This window comes from uncultured Cardiobacterium sp. (assembly GCF_938028825.1).
In the GTDB taxonomy this organism is placed as follows: Bacteria; Pseudomonadota; Gammaproteobacteria; order Cardiobacteriales; family Cardiobacteriaceae; genus Cardiobacterium.
Genome location: NZ_CALIZP010000042.1, coordinates 1 through 23,274 on the forward strand (window position 1 = coordinate 1; position 23,274 = coordinate 23,274).

A 23,274-nucleotide genomic window follows, 5' to 3' on the forward strand; every position below is an offset into this window, starting at 1 on the left:
ACGAAGCATTGATATCCACTACTTCGGCGGGCGATGGATTTTTGTCGTGTACGAAGGCCGTTTCAAACAGGACCGAGACAAGGCGGCGCGTCGCAGACAGTACAGACAGAGCGGGCACGGCTTTCCCATAAAAACCGCTACGCGATTTTATGGGTGCCCGGTCAGGCTCGCCAACACTGCATCATTTCCATTTGAAACGACCATACAAGGGCTTGACACATTCGGCATGCGTGGTTTTGAGCTTGCTGTCAGGCTATCCGCCGCTACAATTCAGGGCGCTTTTTCCATAAAGTTGGGCGCGGCGTTCTAATTTTGCCTGGTGGTATTCCTTTGTGCTTTTTCTCGCGTTCCACCTGCCGCATAAAATGCAAGGCAGCCTGCATTGCCATTTACTGCATAAAGCCATAAACAGCTTCTTTTGCAGCATCCTCTATTTGTTTCCAGTCATGTAACACATGCCGATCATAAAGGAGCGTCACGCTTAATTTTATTTCACTGCTTAACCTTCGTACACGACAAAAAAGCCCCTCCCCCATTGGGGGAGGGGTTTGGGGAGAGGGTTTGATAAATCCGCGAAGCGACAAACCTGATAACCACGCCGCTTGACGAAGCATTGATATCCACTACTTCGGCGGGCGATGGATTTTTGTCGTGTACGAAGCTGCTTAACATAAAATGATGCTGGCACATCGGTCTGGGTACTTTACTATTAGAGCATTTAATGTAGGTATCCACATGCCCCTGCTCATTCCAGTGCACAAAAACATCCTCAGCATAAAGATTCTCCCGCCAGGGTTTACCTGTCTCAGGGTCTATACCCGGACTTGCATAAACACTCAGACCAGATTGCTTTTCTCCTGTCGGTTTATAAAAGTCCGTAGGATGCGTATTAGGACTATTTTCTATATCTGATGATAAGTAACTATCTAAAATATCTTCAATTTTATTATTTTGATAGATATTGCTAACACCCACGTCTATCCAATGACTCCCCGGTATATCTTCTTCCTTGCGATGCCTGGCCAGGTTTTGCTTATAATCAAAAAGTTCCTTGTCTGCATAATTAATTTCAAAGCCGAATGACATGATGATGGATTGATAGCTGCGCGTCGGGGGGCGGTAGGTGCGCAATTTTTCAAAATCCCAACCGGGGGAGTCGTCGTATTCGACGAGACGAACCACCGAAGACGGCAGGTTGACCGGCACGCCGCCGAGGTTGCCGATGATGTAGGGTTGGCCGTATTTGTCCTTCGGCGCATCGTCGGGCTGCTGGCTGGCCGCGCCGTGCATGGCGCGAACGAGGTTGCCCATGTCTTCGTCGGTGATGTCCGGCACCCTGTCGGTAGCGGCAGTGGAGCTTGCTGCCGCAGCGGTGGCGGCTTCCTGCGGCGCGGGTTTCGCCGCTTTGTCCGCTTGCGGTTTGTCGCAAGCGGCGAGCAGGGAAATGAAGACAAGGCTCAGGGCAAAGAGCAGCGGCTTGCGGGCGGTGTCGGTGGGTTGGGTTGTCATGCTGTGTCCTTAGGATGCTAGTTTTTCGGGGGAACAACGTATCGTCGCGTGAGATTTCTGTTGTTTTCTGTGGAAACTGTACGCCTCCGTTACGGTTTTGTATAGTCATTTCTGTTGGAAACAGACGTGTGTGTTTTGCAAAGGTCTCTTGCCGTGTACGCAATCTTTGCCAAAAGAAAAACCCCGCGCAAGCGGGGTTTCCCGTATCGGGCAGCGCCTTATTTCTTGGCTTCTTCTTTTTTGTCGCCGGCGCGGATGCCTTCGCCGCTAACGCTCACTTTCACCAGCGGCGCGTCCTTGATATTCGCGCCATAGTCGGCGGGTTTCAGGTCGAAGGCGGTACTGAAACCGGTGCGGTAGCCGCCCCACGGATCGCTGCCTTCGCCGACTTTTGTCACCGGTACGGTGATGCTTTGTGTTTTACCGTGGAAGGTGAGGTCGCCGGTGAGTTGGCCGTCCTTCCAGGCGGTGGATTTGAAGGTGGCTTCCGGATACTGGCTGCTTTCCAAGTATTTTTGCAGGTGTTCGTCACGTTCGCCGAAGCCGGTGTCGAGTGAGGGGATTTTCACGGTAACGCTCACGTCTTTGATTTCGCCGCTGTCGCTGTCGTAGGTGTAGCTGCCGCTGACATCTTTGAAGAGACCGGGAATGGTGCTGTAACCGAGGTGGGAGACGCCGATTTGCACGTAGAAGTGGGTCGGGTCAATGTCGTATTTGACCGGGGCGGCGATGGCGGCGGTGGTACCGAGGAGGGCGGCGGTCAGGAGGGCGGTGCGGACGGTTGTCATGGGAGTTCTCCGGTTGTGGATGAAAAGTTGCATGGTAGCCGCTGACACTTGCGGGTTAGTTACGGTTTGGCTATTTGCGGTTAAAGAATGTCGCGGTGAGCCAGTCGCCAAGGCGCGGGGCGAGCGGGTAGAGGCGGGCGGCAGCCTCCATCAGGCGCGGCCGGTTGATTTCGCGCACGTTTTTGCCGATAGCGGCGATGGTGAGCGCGGCGATGCGTTCCGGATCGAGCAGCCAGAAACGGCCGAGTTTTTCCCGGTAGTTGCCGCCGGGGTCGGCGGTGTCAAAAAAAGCTGTCGCCATCGGCCCGGGGTTGACGGTGGTAACGGTCACGCCGCTGCCGCGCAGTTCGAGGCGCAGCGCGTTGGCGTAGCCGAGCAGGGCGTGTTTGCTGGCGGCATAGACGGCGGCCTTCGGCGTGGCGATTTTGCCCGCCTGCGAGGCGACGAAAATGAGTTGTCCGCCGCCGCGCACCTGCATGGGCGGCACGAGTGCGGCGCTGATTTGCATCGCCGCCAGCACGTTCAGGCGCAGCATGGCGCTGTTTTCCGCGTCCGTACAGGCGGTTGCCGCTTTGAAGAGGCCAAATCCGGCGTTGCTGATGAAGACATCCACCGGCGGCAGGGCGGCGAGCCAGGCGGTGACGGCGGCGCTGTCAGCAAGGTCGAGCGGGTAGGTGGCAACTGTTGCCGCGCCCGCTTCGCGGCAGGCGGCGGCGACCTGGCGCAGGGCATCGGCACGGCGGGCGGTGAGGAGCAGGCGGTAGCCGCGCATAGCGGCATGGCGGGCGATAGCAGCGCCGAGTCCGGCGGAGGCACCGGTGATGAGCAGGGTTTTCGGCATGGGGTTTCCGGCGGTGGCAAAGCGGCGAGTATATAGTGGCTTCCCCGGCGGCGCAGCGTACAATGCCGCGCTTTATTCGTTCTTCTTCCCGCTTATGAAATCTCCGCTCAAAGGCTTCCTCCTCTCGCTGGTTACCGTCGTGATGTGGGGCGCGCTGCCGCTCATCATGCAGCAGGTGCTGACCGTGATGGCACCGCAGACGGTGGTCGCCAGCCGTTTTTTCGTCGCCGCCCTGATTCTCGGCGTGTTTTTGCAGCGCCGCCACCGCCTGCCTGCATGGCGCGCGTTGAGCCAGCCGCGTTACCGCCGGCTGCTGCTGGTCGGGGTTGCCGGGCTGGTCGGCAATTTCTGGCTGTTCAGCTCGGCGCTGCTCTATCTGCCCGCCGCCGCTTCGCAGGTGCTGGCGCAGTTGTCGCCGTTTTTCCTGCTCTTTGCCGGAGTGTTTTTCTTGAAGGAATCGCTGGGGCGCAATCAGCAAATCGGCGCCGTCATTCTTTTCGGCGGCATCCTCCTCTTTTTCAACCGCGAGCTGCCCGCGTTGTTCAACGGCGGACTGGGCGGGACATCGTTGGGGATTCTCCTCAGCGTCGCTGCCTGTCTCGTCTGGACCTGCTACGGGCTGGCGCAGAAAATCCTGCTGCGTGATTTTTCCGCGCAACAGATTCTCTTCGTCCTCTACTGCGGCTGCGCGCTGGTTTCCGCGCCGTTCGCGCACTGGGGCGAATTGCGGCTGCTTGACGGCTATCAGTGGCTCTGCCTGCTCTTTTGCTGTCTGAACACGCCGATTGCCTACGGCGCGTTTGCCGAGGCACTCAACCATTGGGAAGTCAGCAAGGTATCGACGACGATTACCCTGGTGCCGCTATTCACCATCGCTTTCGCCGCGCTCGGCCACCGGCTGCAACCGCAGCGGTTTGCGGCGGCGGATGTGAACCTGCTCGCCGCCGTCGGCGCGGCATTAGTGGTCGCCGGCGCGATTTGTTCGGCATTGCAGCGGCGGCAGAAGACCTAGGGCTGTTGACACTCAACATTGCGGCGGCTTTTTTCCGGCATGGCGATCTGGCTGCCAATGAAACATCGGGGCACCGGTTGCTGGCACGTCACGGCTGCTTTTTTTCGTGCAGGTAGTCAAGCAGGACGGCGATGTGCGAGTGTTCGGGGTGCTTGACGGCGGTGAGCAGCACGGTGTGCGGGCGTTCTTTGCTGAGGCGCCACAGTTCGGCCAGCGCCGCCTGATGGGCGGGGTCGAGCAGTTCCGTGCGGTAGCGTTCCGCAAATGCGGCGTAGCGGTTGTCGCTGTCGGCGTGGTACCAGCGGCGCAGTTCTGCTGACGGGGTCAGGTCTTTCAGCCAGTGGACCTGTGCCATCAGCTCTTTGTGGACGCCGCGCGGGTAGAGGCGGTCGAGGAAGATGGCGGTTTCATCCGCCTGCGGGGTGTAGTCGTAGATGCGTTGGACGCTGAACATGGTTTGTCTTCTCAGTGGTTGGGGTGTTTGGGGCGGCAAGCAGCAGCAGTGCCGGGCGTTTATGGTTTCAGGTTGAGTCTGTTTAGTGCGTCTTTGGCCTTGTCGCTGCCCTGCGCGGCGGCTTTTTGGTACCACTCGCGCGCCTTGTCGCGGTCGGCAGCGGTGCCGGTGCCGTAGTAGTAGTGTTCGGCGAGCTGGATTTGCGCCATTACCGCCCCCTGTGCGGCAGCTTTGCTGCTGCTCTCGAAGGCTTGGCGATACCATTCGGCGGCGGTGGCGGGGTTGGCGATGACGCCGGTGCCGTTTTTGTAGAGGTCGCCGAGGGTGTTTTGTGCCGCGCTGTTGCCCTGCTCCGCCGCTTTTTTCAGCCAGTTCACCGCTTCGCGTTTGTTGGTGGCGGCGGGGTCGTTCAGGCGCATGTTGCCCAGCAGGGCCTGCGCGGACGGGTTGCCGTTTGCCGCCGCTTTTTCCAGCCATTGCCGACCTTGTGCATCGTCTTTGCCGACGCCCTGTCCGTTCAGGTAGAGGATGGCAAGGATGAACTGCGCTTCGGCGTCGTCGTTGGCGGCGGCCTGCGTCAGGGTTTTGGCGGCCTCGGTGAACCACTTTTGCGCGGCGGCGGGGTCTTTCGCGATGCCGTTGCCGCGCTGGTAGGCGCTGCCGAGCAGGTATTGACCGATGCCGTCGCCCGCCTCCGCCGCTTTCTTGATATGGGCGAGGGCTTGCGCGTCGTCTTTGCTGCCGAGTTCGCCCGCGAGCTGCATTTGCCCCAGGCGGGCGTCGGCACGGGCGTTACCGGTGGCGGCAAGCGCTTCGTACAGCGCGCGGGCTTCGGCGTAATCGGCCCGGTTGCGCGCTGTTGCGGCTTGTTGCAGGGTGGTGGCGTCGGCGGCAGCCGTGTGTGCGGCGGCAGCCAGAATGAGGGCGAGCAGGGCTTTTTTCATGGCGGGTTCCGTTGTCGTGTCACATGGCACGGCGTGCAAGGTAGCAGGTCGGCAGCGGGGGTTCAATCTGTTGTCTGCGCGGGATTTGTGTTGTCCCGCCGCGCCGCTTTTCCGGTCTGAATCCGCCTGCGGCAAGAAAAAAGCGGACAAACCGTCCGCTTTTTTATCCGCCATCGCCGCCTGCGCGGGATTCCGTCAGTCATCGTCATCATCGTCGTCGTCATCATCGTAATAGCCGTCGCCATGACCATGTTTGCCGTAATAGCCGTAATAGCCGTGCGGGTCATAGTGGTGGTTGTTGTCGGGATAAATCCGCACGCTGTCGTCGGTATGGGGATAGACATCGCCGTTATTGTCCGGATATACCTCGACGTCATCCTGCCCGCCGATAATCCGGCCGGTTTTGGCATCTACATGGACTTCGTAATCGCGACCATCTTTGCGGATTTCGACTTCATAGTAATCGCGGCCGTTCTTGCGCCGTTCAAAGTCCACATCAACCACCCGCCCCTGCACGACCGAGTTGGCGATGGACGCCGCCTCTTCGGCGCTGATGCGGTGTTTCCTGGCCAGTGCGGCCGGGCTGGTTGCGGCCAGCGCCGTGCTGACAAGCATTGCCAGCAGCCATTGTTTTTTCAGCATGATACGCTCCGGTTGTTAACGTGCCAGCATTGTAGCGCCGGATAGATGAGCGGAAGCAGGCGGCAAAATGAAGAGCTGCTCATCATGGCGCGCGGCAGGAAGCGGGGCTTGGCGGGCACCCGTGAAAGTGGCAATATCCTGCGGCAGGCGCTTACCGCCGTGGTGGCGTCATCCGTTTTGCCGTTTTCGAGGAATCCCTGCCATGTCATCACAACCCGTCATCCAAACCGTCCACCTTTACAAACGCTTCGGCGACATCACCGCGCTGGACGACGTCAACATCAGCGTCGCGCGCGGCGAATTCGTCGCCATCATGGGTTCCAGCGGTTCGGGCAAAACCACGCTGATGAACATCCTCACCTGCCTCGACACGCCAAGCGAAGGACAGGTATTCCTGAACGGCACCGACGCCGCCGCCCTCGATGAAGAAGCCCGCCGCATCTTCCGCGCCCGCACCATCGGCCTGGTCTTCCAGCAATTCCACCTGCTGCCTTACCTCACCGCCTGCGAGAACGTCATGCTGGCGCAGTATTACCACAGCGTGACCGACAAGGCGGCGGCTCTTGCCGCCCTCGAACGCGTCGGGCTCTCCCACCGCAGCAGCCACCTGCCGAAACAGCTTTCCGGCGGCGAGCAGCAGCGCGTCTGCATCGCCCGCGCCCTTATCAACGAACCGGAAATCCTCTTCGCGGATGAACCGACCGGCAACCTCGACGCCGAAAACGAGCGCATCGTCCTCGACATCTTCGCCGAACTGCACGCACAGGGGCGCAGCATCGTCATGGTCACGCACAATCCCGACCTCGGCAAAAAGACTGACCGCATTATCCATCTGCAACACGGGAAAATCGTCGGCTGATACCGGGGTCTGTTGACACTCAACCAGGTATCCATCCATCTCGCAGCGCGAAAGAATCTCTTAGAAAACAGCGGATAATCCTTCCCCGCGTGAGAATGCCCGCATTTTTCATGGCTACCCGGCAGGTGTCGCGAAGCGGCAGAAGGGAAACCGAAAGCCGCATGGCCGCAGCGCTGCAAAAACAGCAGCGCAGGGCAGACGTCAACCCGCCCTGCTTCCTGCCGTTACTGTTTCCGGTTGCCCTGGCTGAAAAACGGCCGCCGGGTGCCCTCGCCATACATCCGCTTATTTCACGGGGAAGCGGCTATAATCCGGGGCATCATCCGTCAACTATCGGGAGTCCGCATGAAACCGTCCCACCCCTACCCCGCCGCTACCGCCCGCGCCTACTGGCAGCAACTGGTGCAAACCGTGCCGCTCGTGCATTGCCTGACCAACGACATCGCCAAGAATTTCACCGCCAATGCGCTCCTGGCGGCAGGCGCTTCCCCCGCCATGATCGAGGCCGAAGAAGAATGCGGCGAATTCACCGCTGCCGCCGATGCCCTGCTCATCAACATCGGCACCCTGCACAACGGCCGTCTGCCCGGAATGCGCCGCTCCGCGCGCAGTGCCGCCAAAAACGACAAACGCTGGGTACTCGATCCGGTCGCCGTCGGCGATCTGCTCGCCTACCGCAGCGACTTTGCCCGCGAAATGCTCGCCTTCCATCCGACGGTGGTGCGCGGCAATCCCGCCGAAATCCTGTGGCTGAACGGGCAAGCGGCGCAGTTGCGCGGTGCCGACAGCCTCTCGACGGCGGACGAAGCGGCGGAAGCCGCCATCGAATTCGCGCAGAAACAGCAATGCGTGGTGCTGGTCAGCGGCGCGCGCGACTACATCACCGACGGCGAAACCCTGTGGTACAACGACGGTGGCGACCCGCGCCAGACGCGCCTCACCGCCTGCGGCTGCGCGCTGTCGGCACTGGTTGCCGCCTTCTGCGCCGTCGCCCCGCCGCTGGATGCCGCCGCCAGCGCCGGCTGGCTGATGAAACAGGCGGGCGGCTACGCAGCGCGGACGACCGTCGGCATGGGCGCTTTCGCCACCGCCCTGCTCGATGCCCTCAGCCACGACGCCCCCTACTTGCAGGAATCGCCATGAACAGCATCAACCTGCATCTTTATCTGGTGCTGGACGCCGCCACCTGCGGCGGGCGGCTGCTATCCGTCGCCGATGCCGCCCTGCAAAGCGGCATCAGCGTGCTGCAACTGCGCGGTCACAAAACCGCCTGGAACAAGCGCGCCTGGTATGACGCCGCCCTGGCGCTGCAACCGCGCTGCGCGGCGCACGGCGTGCCGTTCATCATCAACGACCAGGTGGACATCGCCCTCGCCGTCGGCGCGGACGGCGTCCACATCGGGCAAAACGACCTGCCACCGGCAGTGGTGCGCCGCCTGCTCGGCAAAGAACGGCTTCTGGGTCTTTCCACGCACAGCGTCGCCCAGGTGCAGGCGGCAGATACAACCATCGTTGATTACATCGGCATGGGTCCCGTCTTCCCGACCCGCTCGAAAGCGGACGCCGACCCCGCCATCGGCCTTGACGGTCTCGCGGCGATGGTCGCGGCAAAACGCCTGCCGGGCGTGGCCATCGGCGGCATCAATGCGGACAACGCCGCCGCCGTGCGTGCGGTGAACTCCGACGGCATCGCCGTCATCGGTGCCATCTGCGCCGCCGCCGATCCGCATGCGGCGACGCGGGCCTTGCAATAAGGGCAACGCGGCCAAAGGTGATACAGGGGAACAGAATGGCACGGAATCTGCTTTATATGCCGTGATCGCCGTCGCCGATGGCGAAGACCCTTCAACAATTTATCGAGGCTTTTATGAAACCCATCCCTGATATGGAAAAACCCGCCGGTGCATCCGAACCGTTCGATCTCACCTATCACGACGGACACAAGCGCCGCGTCTATGTAACCGATGCCCAGTTTTACCTGACCAACACCATGATGATCTTCTCGCGCACCGACACCGCCGGCTTCATTACCGACGTCAATCTGCCGTTTATCGAAGCCAGCGGCTGGGAAAAAGAAGAACTCATTGGCCGCCCGCACTACATCCTGCGTCACCCGCATATGCCGGCCTCCGCCTTTGAAGACATGTGGGCGACGGTGCAGGCGGGCAAACAATGGACGGGCTGCGTGAAGAACCTGCGCAAGGATGGCGGCTACTACTGGGTGCGTGCCGTCATCAGCCCGATTGTCGAGGACGACAAGATCATCGGCTACAACTCGGTGCGCCGCCGCATCGACAATGCCACCATCAAGGAATATGAAGCGCTGTATGCACAACTGCGTGCCGCCGAACTGTGAGGCACTTGCCGCATAAAAAAGCCGCCCCACGAGGCGGTTTTTTTATGCGGTTTCGATAGTGCGGCTTCCATCAAAAAGCCCCTCCAAACGGGGGCTTTGTCCGTTCGCCGTTGGCGGCGCATCAGATTTTGATGCGGACTTTGTATTGCAGCTCGGTTTTGCCGTCGGCGGGAACATCCACCTGCCACTGCGCATGGTTGGCACCGACTTTTTCGTGCGGCAGGTTTTCTTCGATAATTCGCCAGTCGCCGGGGATGGGTTCGACGACTTTCACCGTGACCGCTTCTTTTTTGGCGTTACTCAGTTCGATGCGGTAGGTCGCTTCAAATTCGTCGTCTTCCAGCAGTTTGCCCAGTTTGCCCTTGTCCATGCGTTTGACGTCCAGCAGTTTCCACACGCCGTTGACATCGAAGGTGTTGCCGAGTTTCAGGCGCACTTCGTCGTTTTTCGCGGTGTGGTCAATGCGGTCTTCGCCAATGAACTGGGCGCGCTGTCCGCTGTCGTTCTTGTAAACGCGGACGATGCCTTTCGGCAGCGGCAGGCCGAGTTTGTTCGCTTCGTCGTTTTTGAAACTGATGGATACTTCGACTTTGCGTTTGTCGCCGTCTTCCGGGCGGGCGTCGCGCAGGCTGTTGTAGTAGCCGTTCACATCACCTTGCAGGCGGTATTCTTTTTGCACCGGCACGGCAGCGGCGGAGAGCAGCGCCACCTGCTTGCTCTGGTTGTTTTTCAGGGTAGTCGGGCGGTCGAGGGTGTAAAGATGGTATTCAAAGAGACCTTCTTCCAGCATCGGACGGGCTTTCATCGGCGCGGCGACGGCCATCTCCATGTCCGGCATGGCGTTTCTGAATTCTTCCTGCACCCGTGCCACATCGCCGGCGACGAGTTGCAGGGTGGCGTTTTCGTAAGCCGTACCGCTCTGGTTGTTCAGCGTGACCCAGCCCGCGAGGTTAAGCGTGTTTTCGTCGTCGGCGAGGCTGGCGACATAGTCGGCTTGCCAGTCGAACCCCCGGCTGAGGTAGGCGAGGTCAACGCTTTGCTCGCCCGCTTTGTCGCTGGTGAGGTCAACAGTGAGGGTCGGGCGGTCGCGCAGGTTGGCGGGCACGTCGTGGAAGGCAAGGCGGACGTTCGCGGGCAGGCCGGTTTCGATGCGGTCGGCATATTGCAGGACGACGCCGTTGTTATCGGCGAGGACGGTCGCTTCTTCGCGCGTTTCTTCGCCGTTCGCGGGATTGGTGCGGATGGTGGTCACGCGTTTGCCAACATTTTTTGCCAGCAGCGCTTCACCGCTCAACAGGTCGTAGTCGAAGTTTTGTTCGAGCAGTTGCAGCACGGCTTCGCCACGGGCGGCAAGGCTGGCGGTTTCCGGCATGATGCGCGCGGCAACGTCGCGCAGGGCGATGCGGTTCGCGCCTTCGTTCAGCGGCACTTTGCGCGTTTCGCGGATGAGGGCGAGGTCGTCGTTGTAGATGGTCACGGCGACGGACTCGCGGTCTTCCCCCCGGCTGACGGCTTCCGCCGGGTCGGCGGCAAGGGCGGCGTGGCTGGCCGCGAGGGCAAGCGCGGCGGCAAGGACGTTTTTGGTCATGGGTTCTCCCGGTTGTGTGGAATGGAAAGAGGGTTAGAGGCTGATGACGGGCAGATCGCGGGCCATCGCGGCCTGGTAAATAAGGGTAAACGGCACCAGATCGCCGCTGCCACGCACGGTGAGGACGGCAGCGCAACCGTTTGCTGTTTTTTCAGCGGCGGCGGTGATGTCTTTGAATGGCGCCGCGCGTTCCCAGCCACGCCAGCGTTGCGTGATGACAGCGGCGGCTTTTTCCGCGCTGTCGCAATCGCCGTAGGCAAGGCTGATAGCGGCCAGCGGAGTGTTGTCCGCCTGGACATCGGCAATCAGGGCGGCGGTGTAGGGCGGCAGGGTTTCGCCCGATGCGGGGTTGGCGCTGTTTGCGCCGCCTTCTGCTGCGAACCGTGCGCGCATGGTGTCATCGCCATAAGAAAAGGCTGATGGCGACCACAGAGCCAGTTGCACGGGCTGTGCCGGTGTTTTTTGCAGGGTTTGCGCCAGTCCGTCCACGATGACGGTAACGGGCGCGACACCATCCGGGTTTTCTTTGCCGTCACGGACGGCGCGCATGGCGTCGGGACCGTAGGTTTGCAGCAGGATATTGTCGCGACGGGCGATGACGGCGACGCGGTAGGGATCACCGAGCCAGGGGATAGCTTCCGCCGTCGACTGCCAAACGGCGTCGCCCGGTGTGCCGTTCGCCAGCATGTCCTGCCCCAGCGGCTTGAATCCCTGCGACGGCAGGTAGTCATACGCCGCTTGCGCCACTTGCGGCGTGCTGAAATACCAGGCAGTGGTTTCATCGCCCTGTGCTTCTCTGCCGAAATGCGCGACCGCCTGCAAGGCAGCACTATCCACGCCGCCGATTTGTCCCTGCGCGAGCAGGTTTTCCTGTTCACGGTTCAGACCGAAAATATGCCTGCCGTCGCAGGCAGGCAGGGTACGCCACGCGCCGAGATCAGCGAGGATGACGGGCTGCGATGCGTCGAGATTCCGTGTCGCTGTGGGAAGGGAACGCAGGACTGTGCGCAAGGTGTCAAGCGGCGTGGCATCGGCGGCAAGGGCGGCGTGGCCGGCCGCGAGGGCAAGCGCGGCGGCAAGGACGTTTTTGGTCATGGATTCTCCCGGTTGTGTGGAATGGGAAAAGGATTGGCGGGCGGGGCGTCAAGCGGCGCGGCGGTGATTAAATTTGCCGCTGCTGAACTGCCCGCTGCCATCCGCCTTGATCAGCGGGGTTTCCGGCAGTTGCACGAAGAGATCGAGCGCCCGCTGCGGATCGGGTTGGCGGAAATAGGCCGGCACCCGGGCAAAAAAGGCTTTTTGGGCGCAGATGCGGGCAACGCCGGCGTGCAGGCGAGGAAAACAAGGGCGGTTTTTTTCACGGGCGGCTCCGGTTGATATGGAAAACAGCGCGTAATCTAGCGGTAATCCGCGCGTGGCGTGATGAGCAGGTTGTCATTGCCGCCGACCAGCCTGCCCCGCCACAGCGGCGGCGGCAAATCCGCCGCGCCACCCTTTAATTTTTGGCAACCACTTGACCCGTATCAAGCCCCTGTCTGTGCAAAACCGTGATATAGTCATAAATGCCTTGCGCAACGGCGTGGAAAGCCGTGAAATTTCGGCAAGGTCCCCCCTCAACAACTTTCAGGAGCCATCATGAAAAAAATCCTCATCCTCGGCGCGCTCATCAGCGGCAGTGCACTGGCAGCCGACCTCAGCGTCAAAGACTGCCTCATCCAGGAAGCCGTTCCGGGCAAAGACATGACCGGCGGTTTCTTCACCCTGGAAAACAGCGGCAAAGACACCGTCAAGCTTGTGGGCGCCTCGGTGGACAAAATCACCGACAAAGTCGAGCTGCACGAAATGATCCATAAAGACGGGAAGATGGAAATGAGCCAGATCCAGAGCTACGACGTCACCCCGGGCGAGCATCAGTTCAAGAAAGGCAGCTATCACCTCATGTTCATGAGCATCAAGCACTTCCCGAAAGCCGGCGAAACCTATCCGGTCGAGCTCAAATTCGACAACAAGGAAACCCTCAAATGTGACGCCAAAGTCATTACCGTCGAAGAAGCCATCAAGCACTTCAAGCTGGAAGGTGAAAAAGCGGTGGGGGAATTTGACATGAAAGCGGATGACAAAAAAGCCGACGATCATGGTCACAGCAAAGAAGACGGCAAAGCCAAAGGCTGATCCCCCGTCTCGTTGACTACAAGCCCTCTGCCGTTCAGCGGCAGAGGGCTAAAATTTTGCCCGGTTTCTGCAATAATGCGCCCCGCGCACGATCCTACTTCCCGCGCCTTCCCCCAGCCAACCCTTCCCTGCCCATGAAAAAAAACCTGCTCATCCTCGCCACCCTCCTCTGCGCCGCCGCACTCTTCCTCGCTTACCAATACAGCAAAACCCTCACCCCCGAAGCGGTGCTGCAAGAACTCTTCGACATGAACGCGCCTGCGCGCTACGCCTTCGTCAGCGACGAAAGCGCGCCCAAACTGGCGGTTATCGACATGGACAGCCTGCAACAAACCGGCCTGCTCGACCTCAAAGCCCCCGCGCGCCGCCTCGCTATCCACAAAACCTACGGCCTGCTCGCATACAGCGACGGCAGCGGCACCATCACCATCCGCAACCTCGCCGACCACAGCGAAAGCGAACAGCGCGTTTCCCACCCCGTCACCCGCCTGCAATACGACGCCGACAGCACCTGGCTCATCGCCTCCGGCGACGACCGCCTCACCCTGCTCGACAGCCGAAGCGGCGAACAGCGCCTGCTCGAAGGCTACGGCCACATCCACGCCTGGTTGTACAGCCCGCTCTCGCAGCAACTGTGGATACTCGACGACACCCCCGCCCTCTACCGCTACAGTCCTGCCGAACAAAACCGCACCCGCTACCCGCTGCCCGCCGGCTGGCACGACCTGACCGCCGCTGCCATCAGCCCGGACGACCGGCACCTGCTCTTCGGCGCGACCACCGCTGACGGACAGCATCTCGCCGTGGACTGGGACATCGACAAAGCCGACATCGCGCGGCAAATCCCGCTTACCGCGCCGCTGGTGCAACCCTACATCGACAACAGCGGCCAGACCTTCGCCTATATCGACCAAAACGGCGGCGGCCACCTCATCAACCGGATAAATCCCGACACCATCCTGCCCTTCACCGCGCCGAATCCGACCGACCGCTACGCTACCGGCTGGCTCGATACCCGCCTCATCGCCGTGGGCAGCCAATTACACAACTACGATCTCAGCGACCCCGCCGCGCCGCCGCGCCTGACGGACGACAAACCCCTGCCCGGCCGCACCCGTGCCCTCTTCATCACCGCCGACAGCAAAACCGCGCTGCTCGCGCATAACGACAGCCGCGACATCAGCATCTACAATCTGCACGACAACAGCCTGCGCAGCGTGCCGCTCACCGGCATCACCCGCCCCGAAAACCTCATCATGGGCGCGGGCAACACCCTCTGCCACTAACCGCCGGGCGGAAAATCACGATTTTTCAGGACGTTGCAGGCGACGTCGCTACGAAACCCGGCAACCACACCGCTTGGCGGGCGCAGGATGGGCTTTGGCCCATCGGGCAGGCACAGCCTGCTTTTTGCGTTTCAGGCAGACATGATCGCCAAGCGGGGAAACGATGCGCTCTGTTGATGTTGAGACCTTGCAGGCAACGCCGCTACGTTTATTCGTTCCACCGTCCCCCAAAATCTGCCACGCGGCGCAAATACCGGCTCCGCCAAGCGGCGGGCTTTGCCGCTGTGTGGTTTGTCTGCCGCCCATCCTGCCCTCCCCCACGGGAGGGCATTTTGTGCGCGATTTGAGTTTGGACACGCCAAACGGCTCAGGGGCGTGTTTGGGGTGTATGGCGGGCGGGACGGTCAGGGGCGAGGGCTTGTTGCAGGGCGAAGCGCAGGTAGGCTTGTTTGAGGGTGAGTCGCTGTTTGTGGCGGTAGTAGGTATTGATGCTGTCGAGCAGGGTCTGGCGGTAGCCGGGGGCGAGCCGGCGCAGGGTTTCGAGCTCGCGACAGAGGCGCAGGCCGTTTTGGTGGGCTTCGGTGTCGATGGGCTCGTAGGCGGGGGCATCGGCTAGTGGCAGGCCGTTTGCCAGCAGTTTTTGGTAGGTCGCGGCGGGGTCGTCGTCGTCCGGGTCGTCGCTCGCGAGGTAGGCGTAGAGGTAAGTGATGGCGTCGCGGTGGGCGCGGTAGTCGGCATCGTTGCCGCCGGGGATGCGGCTCGCGCGCCAGATGATGTAGGCGGCGAGTTCGTAGCGGCTGAGGTGGCGGTTGTGTTTGATGAGGTGGCGGATGTGTTGTTCGAGGGTGCTTTTTTCGGCTTCGCCGAGGTTCGCGGTTGCCCGGGTGAGGTGGGCGAGCAGGGCGATTTGCGCGACGGGTTCGCTGTGTTCGATGGTGGTGTAGGCGTTGCGGCTGGCGTCCAATGTGGCGCGCGGGATGCTGCCTTCGTCTTCGAGGGTGAAGTAGTAGGCACCGCTGTGGTAGATGTAGAGCGCAAGCAGGGCGGCGGCGGGGTCGATTGGTGCGGGGTAGTGGGTGGCGGCAAGGCTGCGGTCGAGACTGAGGATGGGGTAGGTGGGGTTGAGGTCGAGAGCGTCCCGGCTGCGTTTGGCGGGGTCGGTTTCGTATTGGCGGCGGCGGTGTTCCTGGATGTCGAAGAGGATGGCGTCGAGTTCTTCGGGACTGATGTCGCCGCCGCCCCAGGTGCGGATGCGTTCGGCCAGCGGCGGGTGGGTGCGCAGCAGGCGGTTCCGGCTGTTTTGGTAGTGGATGAAATAGATGTGGGCGCGGTCAGGCGGGACTCTGCGCGGGTTGATGCCGCTTTGTTGCAGGGCCCAGGCTTTTTTCAGGGCGCTGACGAGGGCGTCGGGGTTGCGGGTGTATTGCACGGCGCGGGCGTCGGCCATTTCTTCGCGGCGGCGCGAGAAGGCGGCTTGCAGCAGGCGGCCATAGAGGTAGAGGATAGAGCCGAGGAGGGTGAAGACGGCGGCGGGGATGCTGATGTCCGGGCCATCGTCGTTTCGCATGATGCCGCGCAGGTCGAAGAGTTGGGCTTCGGGGGCGGTGTGGATGCGTTCTTGGCGGTTCGGCCAGTCGCTGATGATGTAGTAGCCATGCACCATCGCGGTGAGGCGGGCGTAGATGGCGAGGTCGCCGTTTTCGATGTGGCCATATTCGTGGGCGATGATGGCTTGCAGTTCGTCGCGGGTGAGGCTGTCGAGCGCGCCCTGGCTGACGGTGAGGGCAAGGCTGCCGTCGGCACCGCCGAGGATGTAGGCATTGATGCTGTCGTCGTTGCGCTGGATGTAGGTGGCAGGGACGGGGTTGCCGGAGGCGGCGCTCATTTCGGCGACGAGGTTGGTGTAGAGGCGGTCGGCGCGGTGGGTTTCGGGGCGGGCGGGTTCGGCGCGCAGGGCGCGCGCCTGTTCGTCGGCACCCGTTGAGCGCATTTTCCGCCGCATGTCGGCGTAGGCGGCGAGCATGATGAGGGTCGGGATGAGTCCGGCGATGAGGCTGATGTGGAGGTAGGCGCGGGCGAAGCTGTGCGGGCTGTTTTCGCTGACGGCGGCGATGAGGGGGCTGATACCGAAGAGGGTCAGCCCGCAGGCAAGGCTGTAAGTGAGATAGCTGGCGAGCGCACCCAGCCAGAAGGCGGTTTGCAGGCGGCGGCTGGCGGCGTCCGCCCGGCGGTGCGCTGCGCGGAAGAGGGTCGCCATCAGTTGAATTTCACTTGTACGGGGACGCGTTTGTTGTCGATGTCGTCGATTTCCAGCAGGCTGTTGGTGCGGAAGGCGAAGATGCCGGCGATGATGTTGGCGGGGAATTGCTGCATGGCGTTGTTGTAGTCGGTCACGCTGTCGTTGTAGTACTGGCGCGCGAAGGCGATGCGGTTTTCGGTTGAGGCGATTTCTTCGCGCAGGGCGGCGAGCTGGTTGTCCGCCTTGAGGTCGGGATAATTTTCAAAGGTGGCGTAGAGACCGCCGAGGCGCGCGCCGAGTGCCTGTTCGGCTGCCGCCAGTTCGCCGAGGCCCGCCGTGCCGCCGCCGGTGTTTTTCAGGGCGTTGGCGGCGTGGTTGCGCGCGGCGATGACGCTGGTCAGGGTTTCTTGTTCGTGTTGCAGGTATTTGCGCGCGACTTCGACGAGGTTGGGGATGAGGTCGTAGCGGCGGGTGAGCTGCACGTCAATCTGCGCGAAGGCGTTTTTGTATTCGTTGCGCTTGTTGACGAGGCTGTTGTAGATGCCGACGGAGACGGCAATGGCGATGACGACGAGGGCGAGGATGATCCAGCCAATCATGGGTTTTCTCCTTGTTTTCAGTGGGGTTAGGGGATGTTCGCTATTGTAGGTTTCGCGGTTTTTGCTTGCAAGGCGGGCGGGCTGTCCCTACAATCCGCGCCCTGAGTTCGCCAGGCAATCGCTGTGCTTCGGTGCAGAGGAAAGTCCGGGCTCCACAGGGCAGGGTGCCGGGTAACACCCGGGCGGCGCGAGCCGACGGAAAGTGCCACAGAAAAGATACCGCCTGCGTCGCAGGTAAGGGTGAAATGGTGCGGTAAGAGCGCACCGCAAGGCCGGTAACGGGCTTGGCAGGGCAAACCCCACCCGGAGCAAGACCAAATAGGGAATCCATGCGGCGGCCCGCCGTGATTCCGGGTAGGTTGCTACAGGTATCCGGCAACGGGTATCGCAGAGGAATGATTGCCCACGACAGAACCCGGCTTATCGGCGAACTCTTCTCTTTACTTCTCGAATATGTCCCCGTAGCTCAACCGGATAGAGCGTTCCCCTCCTAAGGGAAAGGCTGGAGGTTCAATTCCTCTCGGGGACACCATCTTTCATTCCGCCCAATTCCGTGATTCTCCACGAAGCCCGTCATTTGGCGGTTTTCTTGTCTTCCTGTTTCCCCATAGCGCTCCGCCTGATTCCGCCACCATCCGCACGTAAATGCGACAGGGGCGGCTCGACCAATCACGGCATCACGCAGGCCACCTATGACGCCTGGCGCGAGCTGCACGGCAGGCCGTCGCGTTCCGTGCGCGCTATTGAGCACGCTGAGGTGGATGCCATCTACCGTGAGCAGTTTGCCAACAAGATTCTCTTCGACAAGCTACCGCTGGGACTGGATTACGCCCTGTTCGATTTTGCCGTCAACAGCGGCGTGTCGCGCGCGGTGCGGTTCCTGCAGCGTATCCTCAAGGTGCGCGCGGATGGTTCACTCGGCGCAAAGACGCTGGCGGCATTGGCGGAGGCGGATGTTGGGCAGGTCATCAAGGACTTGTGCAAGGACCGGCTGCGCTTTTTGCGGCGGCTGAAAGCGTGGAAACACTTCGGCAAGGGCTGGGCGAAGCGCGTCAACCGCGCGGAAATGAACGCGCTTGCCATGATTGCGGGCGGTCAGGTGGTGGCCGCCACCGAACCGGATGGTGCAGCGCTTGGCCTCGGTCAGCAAAAGCTCTCGGCGACGGTTGCCGACAACAAGGCGGCGGCAGTCGGTTTGTTCGGCGCGGCAGGCACGGCATTGGAGCAGGCGGCAGATGTGAAATTCAGCCTGCTGTCGGTCTTCGACAACATCCCGTCGTGGTTCTGGCTGGCGCTGGTCGCCGGGCTGTTTGCCTACATCATTTGGAGCAAGCACCGTGTGGCTGTCAAAGATTAAGGCCGTTATCGGCACGGTATGGCTATACGTGGTCGCCGTGCTGGTGGTGTTGCTGGCACTGGCGAACAGGCGCAATGCGTCTTTGCGTGAAGAGATTGCCAAACGCGAGGCGGCGCGGCTGCAAGCGGTCGCCAACCGTCTGCAACAACAGGCAGAGCGCTCACGGCAGGCGTCGGCAGCGGCGCAACAGGAACGCGCCCGCGTTGAAAAGGACATCAGCGCGGGGAGGCGGGATTATTTTGAGTAGAAGGGCTTGAGCAGATTGTTGGCTTCTTCCACGGTCAGGCAAAAGCGTTCTACGACCTGCCGCTGTTCGGGATACACATCGCAGTTGTAGCGTTCTTTGAAAGGCGCTTGTGTATCGTTCAAGAACGATGGGTCATAAACATAGATAAGCGCAACAGGAGAAAGACTGGTAAGCGGATAAGACGGTTTGCTTTTACCGTGATTAAGAACAACCGTTGCACATGGCGCAGACTTACCGTCGTTACATATCAGTCCTGAGATGTTGCTCACTTCCGCCAGCGTCGCATTTTTACCCGCTTTGATATGGCGGATGTGATCGTTATCACCACAACCGGTCAATGTCAGAAACGCCAATATGAGCAAAGATTTTTTCATGATGCAGTCCTCGAAAATGGGGACTACATTCTAACCAAATTCCGGCAACCCGCCGGGATGTTGCCATCAAGGCAACCCATCTGCCGCCCTCGGGCGGCTTTTTATTTGGAGTAAATACCATGACGAACCAATCAAAAGAGAACTACATCAAACTGATCCACGACATCTGGCCTGCCCTGAGCGCCTACACTGCTGATGATGTCAATGAAGACGCCGCGCATGTGGCTGACTACGTCATCGACGAATTTGTCAGCGTTTGCAAGCCGATTGCAGCGCTCACAACCATCATGAGCAAGATTGTTGAGTTGATGAAACACAAACAACCATATGAATTGTCAGACGATCTGTACGCGCAACTGCACCAGCTGATTGTGACGTTGGGCACCACTCGCCGTTTGCGTTTCATCCTGAATACTGCTGCTCTCAAGAACCGTAGCGCGATGGAAATCGCCCTGATGGACATCTAAGCAACGCCCTGCGGGGCGTTTTCTTTTGGCATAAGCAAAACCCCGCGAGGCGGCAACTTCGCGGGGTTTCTGGTCATCAACTTAAAGAGGCTAAGTCAATGAATGCAGTGAAGTATAGCAAGGCGCGGGTGGAAATTCACTCACGGGAAGGTCTGAAAATGGAAATGTACGCAAGTCCGTTTGTACGGGGCTGTGTTGGTGTGGCGGTGTTACTTGTCGCGGCAGGGTTGTTTTTACTGCTGGCAACCCCGTTTGCGCAGGTGGTCAAGGGGTAGCCACATGGGTTGGAACACGCGGGATGTTTAGTGGTGTTGTTTACATGACGAAATGGATGACGGCGGCATTGGCCGCTCTTTTTTTGGCATTGGCGGGCTGTGCGGCGCGGGTTGAGTATGTACCTTTGACCGTATCCTGCCCGCCGGTGCCGCCCCTGCCGTCCATATCGGCGCAGGAATTGCAGCCGCTTACGGATGATGCGTATCGCCGTTTGGTCGAGCGCGAGTTGCGCCTGAAGGAGCACATCGGACAGTTACGCGCGCTGTGTGAGGAAGAAGGCAATGGTAAATGACAATAATGAAGGAACAACGGTGAGTGTGGAAAGTGATTTGGCAGTATTGACCGCGCGGGTGGACCGTAACGAGCGTGACCTGCGCCGCCTGGAAGAGGAACACGACGAGGCGATGACCACGCTGCGCGGCATTGACCGCCAGTTGGCGCAAATCAAATGGATTCTGTCCGGTGCGGTATTCACCCTGATCGCGCAGGAAGTCGGCCTCCTGGGTGCGCTGAAAGGGATGTTGTGATGGCACGTCTCACGCCGGAGCAGTGGGAGAAGGTGCGCGTTGACCACGAGGTCAACGGCATGTCTTTCAGCGAGCTGGAACGCAAGTATGGCGTCAACAATTCGAACATCAGTCGGCGCGCGAAGAAAGAGGGCTGGAATCAGACGGAAACGCAGAACTTGATTACCGCAACCGTCGAAAATGAAAAGGAAAAATTGGCCCTGCGCAGAGAAACGCAGAAGCTGAACGCAGAAACGCAGAGGGCGGTGCAGGAAGCGGTATTCGACCGCCTCGCTTTCGAATTACAGAGCAACGCAGACTTCCAGGCGGTGCGCGACAAGGCAATGGGATTGCTGGCCGGAACCGACAAGATAGGTGAGGTGAAGCAAGTGGCCGATGTGCTACAGATGCAGCGCAAGGCGATGCTGGGCGATGGCCCGGCGGTCGCGGTGCAGGTCAACAACAACGCGCCACAGCGGATTGAGCGGGTGGTGGTGGATGCCGATCCGCATTAACACCCCGCGCTGGGCGCTGCCGTTACTCAGACCGGCACGTTACAAGGGCGCGCATGGCGGACGTGGCGGCGGTAAGTCGCACTTCTTCGCCGAGATGGTGGTGGAAGAGCACATCATGAACCCGCACAGCAAGACGGTGTGCATCCGCGAGATTCAGAAATCCTTGCGCCATAGCGTGAAGGCACTGATAGAAAGCAAGATTGAAGCGCTGGGCGTGTCGTCGCTGTTTGACGTGCAGCGTGACCTGATTCTCTCGAAACAGGGCAAAGGGCTGATTATCTTCCAGGGGATGCAAGACCACACCGCCGACAGTATCAAATCGCTGGAAGACTTCGACCGCGCTTGGATTGAGGAGGCGCAAAGCATATCGGCGCGCTCGCTCAGCCTGCTGCGTCCGACCATCCGCAAGGCAGGGAGTGAGATTTGGGCGTCGTGGAATCCCCGGTATGACACCGACCCGATAGACCGCCTGCTGCGCGCCGATCCGCCGGAGAACAGCATCGTGGTGCAGGTCAATTTGCATGACAACCCGTTTGCCAGTACCGAGACCTGGGAAGAGTATGCAGATGACCGCGAGCGCGCCAAGCGCAAACAGGCAGCAGGCGACCGCAATGCCTGGGCGGATTTTGAACATATCTGGCACGGTGCCTACTCGGTACTGTCTGGGGCGCAAGTGCTGGCAGGCTGCTATGTGGTCGAGGTGTTCGAACCATCCCTGGATTGGGACGGCCCCTACTTCGGCGCTGACTGGGGCTTTGCCACCGACCCGACGGTGCTTGTCAAGTGCTGGCTGTCCGGCAAGACCCTGTACATTGAGCACGAGGCCTACGGCGAGCAGGTGGAGACGGTGGACATGCCGCAATTCTTCGATCACATCGAAGGTGCAAGGCAACACATCGTCCGCGCCGACAACGCCCGACCAGAGATGATTAGCCACATGCGCCGTCACGGATTCCCCGGCATCCGTGCCGCCGACAAATGGCCGGGCAGCGTGGAGGACGGCATCAGTTTTCTGCGCGGACTGGACGACATCATCATCCACCCGCGCTGCAAGTACACTGCCGAAGAGGCGCGGCTGTGGAGCTACAAGACCGACCGCCTGACCGGCGACCCGCTGCCGCAGTTAGCGCCGGGTTCGGACCATTGTTGGGATGCATGCATCGCCCACGGGGAAGAGGTAGCAACGCATCGCGGTAGCATTCCGATTGAGCAGGTGCGCGTCGGCGACTGGGTGGAAACACGACGCGGCCTGCGGCAGGTGCTAGCGGCGGGGTTGGTGCATGACGACAAACCGCTATTCCGCCTGACGACCACCGGAGGGAAAACATTATTGGCTACTGCCGACCATCGGGTGTTTGTGGCTGACAGGGGCTTTGTCCGCATGGACGCCATCACCCGTGGCGACCGTGTCCTGACTTGGGAGCCATCATGCAACGTATCGAACGCATCACCTATGGCGGCGTCACCTGGCGCCGCTACCCCGATTCCCCCGACCGCAGCATCCGCGAATATTTCCGCCGCGCACCGGACGGCAAGCGGGATGGGTATCTGCACCGGCAAATATGGATTGACCATGTTGGCGCGATTCCTGATGGCTGGCATATCCATCACAAAGACGGTAATTGCCAGAACAACAGCCTCGATAATCTCGAATGTCTGCCGCCTGCCGAACATTTTGCCAAGCATGAAGTGTGGGGCGGACGACGCGACGAATTTATCGCCCACCTCGAACGCATCCGCCCGCTCACCAAAGCATGGCATCGCTCGCCGGAAGGCATCGCCAAACATCGCGAGATTGGCGCACTGGCTTACCGCAATTTTCAGGGCAAGCCCAAGCGGTGTTTGCATTGCGGCAAGGAATTCATCACCCGCAAGACGGGGCACCAGGACCGCTATTGCTCAAACGCCTGCAAATCGGCCTACCGCCGCGTGTCCGGTGTTGACAACGAGACAAGGCAATGCGCCTGCTGTGGGCAGAACTTCACTATCAACAAATACAGCAAAGCCCGCTGTTGCAGCCGACATTGTGCTGTCCGTTTGCGCTACGGGAAAGAGCAGCAGGGTGTACGACCTGATGGTGGCTGATGCCGAAGAATTTTTCGCCTCCGGTGTGCTGGTGCATAACTGCCGCTACGCCCTGGCCCCCATCATTCGCGGACGCGGCAGTGTGTCCGTGGTCGGCGGCGCTAGGCGCAAATTCAACCGATAACCCCGCGTCATGCGGGGATTTTTTTACCCAAGGA

Annotated in this window: 27 protein-coding genes, 1 tRNA gene and 1 other RNA gene; 17 read left to right on the forward strand and 12 right to left on the reverse strand. The window is 60.6% G+C overall.

What is annotated here, in order from left to right; genetic code table 11:
• Nucleotides 1–310, forward strand: a 310-nt coding sequence (locus tag Q0562_RS06360) for a hypothetical protein (protein ID WP_298642663.1), incomplete at its 5' end; no start/stop codon positions are given.
• A gap of 182 nt (nucleotides 311–492) precedes the next feature.
• On the opposite strand, the gene Q0562_RS06365 is transcribed toward Q0562_RS06360, so the two are convergent.
• From Q0562_RS06365 to Q0562_RS06375, 3 genes are all read right to left on the reverse strand, one after another.
• Nucleotides 493–1,509 (reverse strand): hypothetical protein, encoded by a 1,017-nt coding sequence (locus Q0562_RS06365; RefSeq protein WP_298642666.1) that lies wholly within the window; start codon nucleotides 1,507–1,509, stop codon nucleotides 493–495.
• 218 nt (nucleotides 1,510–1,727) lie between these two features.
• On the reverse strand, nucleotides 1,728–2,297 hold the full coding sequence (locus Q0562_RS06370; protein WP_298642668.1) for a YceI family protein: 570 nt from the start codon (nucleotides 2,295–2,297) through the stop codon (nucleotides 1,728–1,730).
• 70 nt (nucleotides 2,298–2,367) lie between these two features.
• Nucleotides 2,368–3,138: an SDR family NAD(P)-dependent oxidoreductase gene (locus Q0562_RS06375; RefSeq protein WP_298642670.1), complete on the reverse strand. Its 771-nt coding sequence runs from the start codon at nucleotides 3,136–3,138 to the stop codon at nucleotides 2,368–2,370.
• A gap of 94 nt (nucleotides 3,139–3,232) precedes the next feature.
• Here Q0562_RS06375 and Q0562_RS06380 point away from each other — a divergent pair, with 94 nt between their 5' ends.
• The gene (locus Q0562_RS06380; protein ID WP_298642673.1) at nucleotides 3,233–4,150 is read left to right on the forward strand and encodes a DMT family transporter; all 918 of its coding nucleotides are present in this window, start codon (nucleotides 3,233–3,235) and stop codon (nucleotides 4,148–4,150) included.
• Nucleotides 4,151–4,238: 88 nt separating this feature from the next.
• Here Q0562_RS06380 and Q0562_RS06385 read toward each other — a convergent pair whose 3' ends face one another.
• The 3 genes from Q0562_RS06385 to Q0562_RS06395 all read right to left on the reverse strand — a co-directional run bounded on the left by Q0562_RS06385 (nucleotide 4,239) and on the right by Q0562_RS06395 (nucleotide 6,190).
• A complete protein-coding gene (locus tag Q0562_RS06385; RefSeq protein ID WP_298642676.1) occupies nucleotides 4,239–4,604 on the reverse strand; it encodes a DUF488 family protein in 366 nt (121 codons plus the stop codon).
• Nucleotides 4,605–4,663: 59 nt separating this feature from the next.
• Nucleotides 4,664–5,548: a tetratricopeptide repeat protein gene (locus tag Q0562_RS06390; protein ID WP_298642679.1), complete on the reverse strand. Its 885-nt coding sequence runs from the start codon at nucleotides 5,546–5,548 to the stop codon at nucleotides 4,664–4,666.
• A gap of 195 nt (nucleotides 5,549–5,743) precedes the next feature.
• Nucleotides 5,744–6,190 carry a PepSY domain-containing protein gene (locus Q0562_RS06395; RefSeq protein ID WP_298642682.1) on the reverse strand — a complete coding sequence of 149 codons (447 nt, stop codon included), beginning with the start codon at nucleotides 6,188–6,190 and terminating at the stop codon, nucleotides 5,744–5,746.
• Between the two features lie 202 nt (nucleotides 6,191–6,392).
• On the opposite strand from Q0562_RS06395, the gene Q0562_RS06400 reads away from it, so the two are divergent.
• The 4 genes from Q0562_RS06400 (at nucleotide 6,393) to Q0562_RS06415 (ending at nucleotide 9,405) form a co-directional block, all read left to right on the forward strand.
• Nucleotides 6,393–7,049 carry an ABC transporter ATP-binding protein gene (locus Q0562_RS06400; RefSeq protein WP_298642687.1) on the forward strand — a complete coding sequence of 219 codons (657 nt, stop codon included), beginning with the start codon at nucleotides 6,393–6,395 and terminating at the stop codon, nucleotides 7,047–7,049.
• A gap of 345 nt (nucleotides 7,050–7,394) precedes the next feature.
• A complete protein-coding gene (thiM, locus tag Q0562_RS06405; RefSeq protein ID WP_298642690.1) occupies nucleotides 7,395–8,192 on the forward strand; it encodes a hydroxyethylthiazole kinase in 798 nt (265 codons plus the stop codon).
• Nucleotides 8,189–8,803 (forward strand): thiamine phosphate synthase, encoded by a 615-nt coding sequence (gene thiE, locus Q0562_RS06410; protein WP_298642693.1) that lies wholly within the window; start codon nucleotides 8,189–8,191, stop codon nucleotides 8,801–8,803. Before thiM ends, thiE begins: the two co-directional genes overlap by 4 nt.
• 113 nt (nucleotides 8,804–8,916) lie before the next feature.
• Nucleotides 8,917–9,405, forward strand: coding sequence for a PAS domain-containing protein (locus tag Q0562_RS06415; protein ID WP_298642695.1), 489 nt, complete (start codon nucleotides 8,917–8,919; stop codon nucleotides 9,403–9,405).
• A 121-nt stretch (nucleotides 9,406–9,526) separates the two neighbouring features.
• On the opposite strand, the gene Q0562_RS06420 is transcribed toward Q0562_RS06415, so the two are convergent.
• Genes Q0562_RS06420 through Q0562_RS06430 form a run of 3 tightly spaced genes read right to left on the reverse strand, consistent with a single transcriptional unit; the run spans nucleotide 9,527 to nucleotide 12,274 of the window.
• Nucleotides 9,527–10,993 (reverse strand): DUF4139 domain-containing protein, encoded by a 1,467-nt coding sequence (locus tag Q0562_RS06420; protein WP_298642698.1) that lies wholly within the window; start codon nucleotides 10,991–10,993, stop codon nucleotides 9,527–9,529.
• Nucleotides 10,994–11,026: 33 nt separating this feature from the next.
• The gene (locus Q0562_RS06425) at nucleotides 11,027–12,088 is read right to left on the reverse strand and encodes a hypothetical protein (RefSeq protein WP_298642701.1); all 1,062 of its coding nucleotides are present in this window, start codon (nucleotides 12,086–12,088) and stop codon (nucleotides 11,027–11,029) included.
• A gap of 48 nt (nucleotides 12,089–12,136) precedes the next feature.
• On the reverse strand, nucleotides 12,137–12,274 hold the full coding sequence (locus Q0562_RS06430; protein ID WP_298642703.1) for a hypothetical protein: 138 nt from the start codon (nucleotides 12,272–12,274) through the stop codon (nucleotides 12,137–12,139).
• Between the two features lie 354 nt (nucleotides 12,275–12,628).
• On the opposite strand from Q0562_RS06430, the gene Q0562_RS06435 reads away from it, so the two are divergent.
• Together Q0562_RS06435 and Q0562_RS06440 are read left to right on the forward strand one after the other, a co-directional pair.
• Nucleotides 12,629–13,165 (forward strand): copper chaperone PCu(A)C, encoded by a 537-nt coding sequence (locus Q0562_RS06435; protein WP_298642706.1) that lies wholly within the window; start codon nucleotides 12,629–12,631, stop codon nucleotides 13,163–13,165.
• A 134-nt stretch (nucleotides 13,166–13,299) separates the two neighbouring features.
• A complete protein-coding gene (locus tag Q0562_RS06440) occupies nucleotides 13,300–14,451 on the forward strand; it encodes a hypothetical protein (protein WP_298642709.1) in 1,152 nt (383 codons plus the stop codon).
• 367 nt (nucleotides 14,452–14,818) lie between these two features.
• Here Q0562_RS06440 and Q0562_RS06445 read toward each other — a convergent pair whose 3' ends face one another.
• Nucleotides 14,819–16,708, reverse strand: coding sequence for a M48 family metalloprotease (locus Q0562_RS06445; protein WP_298642711.1), 1,890 nt, complete (start codon nucleotides 16,706–16,708; stop codon nucleotides 14,819–14,821).
• Entirely contained in the window at nucleotides 16,708–17,289 is a 582-nt protein-coding gene (locus Q0562_RS06450) for a LemA family protein (protein WP_298642714.1), read from the reverse strand. Before Q0562_RS06450 ends, Q0562_RS06445 begins: the two co-directional genes overlap by 1 nt.
• Nucleotides 17,290–17,391: 102 nt before the next feature.
• On the opposite strand from Q0562_RS06450, the gene rnpB reads away from it, so the two are divergent.
• The 4 genes from rnpB (at nucleotide 17,392) to Q0562_RS06470 (ending at nucleotide 18,893) form a co-directional block, all read left to right on the forward strand.
• An RNA gene (gene rnpB, locus Q0562_RS06455) (RNase P RNA component class A) lies at nucleotides 17,392–17,728 on the forward strand.
• A 16-nt stretch (nucleotides 17,729–17,744) separates the two neighbouring features.
• Nucleotides 17,745–17,821, forward strand: a tRNA-Arg gene (locus Q0562_RS06460).
• Between the two features lie 21 nt (nucleotides 17,822–17,842).
• Nucleotides 17,843–18,646: a glycosyl hydrolase 108 family protein gene (locus Q0562_RS06465; RefSeq protein WP_298642717.1), complete on the forward strand. Its 804-nt coding sequence runs from the start codon at nucleotides 17,843–17,845 to the stop codon at nucleotides 18,644–18,646.
• Nucleotides 18,627–18,893 carry a hypothetical protein gene (locus Q0562_RS06470; protein ID WP_298642719.1) on the forward strand — a complete coding sequence of 89 codons (267 nt, stop codon included), beginning with the start codon at nucleotides 18,627–18,629 and terminating at the stop codon, nucleotides 18,891–18,893. Before Q0562_RS06465 ends, Q0562_RS06470 begins: the two co-directional genes overlap by 20 nt.
• Here the strand turns inward: Q0562_RS06470 and Q0562_RS06475 are convergent.
• Nucleotides 18,881–19,267 carry a hypothetical protein gene (locus Q0562_RS06475; RefSeq protein ID WP_298642722.1) on the reverse strand — a complete coding sequence of 129 codons (387 nt, stop codon included), beginning with the start codon at nucleotides 19,265–19,267 and terminating at the stop codon, nucleotides 18,881–18,883. The genes Q0562_RS06470 and Q0562_RS06475 overlap by 13 nt on opposite strands.
• Before the next feature lie 119 nt (nucleotides 19,268–19,386).
• Between Q0562_RS06475 and Q0562_RS06480 the strand changes: the two genes are divergently transcribed.
• The 5 genes from Q0562_RS06480 to Q0562_RS06500 all read left to right on the forward strand — a co-directional run bounded on the left by Q0562_RS06480 (nucleotide 19,387) and on the right by Q0562_RS06500 (nucleotide 23,240).
• On the forward strand, nucleotides 19,387–19,734 hold the full coding sequence (locus tag Q0562_RS06480) for a hypothetical protein (protein ID WP_298642724.1): 348 nt from the start codon (nucleotides 19,387–19,389) through the stop codon (nucleotides 19,732–19,734).
• A 319-nt stretch (nucleotides 19,735–20,053) separates the two neighbouring features.
• The gene (locus tag Q0562_RS06485; RefSeq protein WP_298642726.1) at nucleotides 20,054–20,302 is read left to right on the forward strand and encodes a hypothetical protein; all 249 of its coding nucleotides are present in this window, start codon (nucleotides 20,054–20,056) and stop codon (nucleotides 20,300–20,302) included.
• 37 nt (nucleotides 20,303–20,339) lie between these two features.
• Nucleotides 20,340–20,537 carry a hypothetical protein gene (locus Q0562_RS06490; RefSeq protein WP_298642728.1) on the forward strand — a complete coding sequence of 66 codons (198 nt, stop codon included), beginning with the start codon at nucleotides 20,340–20,342 and terminating at the stop codon, nucleotides 20,535–20,537.
• Nucleotides 20,537–21,031, forward strand: coding sequence for a hypothetical protein (locus Q0562_RS06495; RefSeq protein ID WP_298642731.1), 495 nt, complete (start codon nucleotides 20,537–20,539; stop codon nucleotides 21,029–21,031). The genes Q0562_RS06490 and Q0562_RS06495 overlap by 1 nt, the downstream gene beginning before the upstream one ends.
• Complete coding sequence (locus Q0562_RS06500) at nucleotides 21,015–23,240, forward strand: phage terminase large subunit (RefSeq protein WP_298642733.1); 2,226 nt, start codon at nucleotides 21,015–21,017, stop codon at nucleotides 23,238–23,240. Before Q0562_RS06495 ends, Q0562_RS06500 begins: the two co-directional genes overlap by 17 nt.
• The last annotated feature ends 34 nt before the right edge of the window (nucleotides 23,241–23,274 follow it).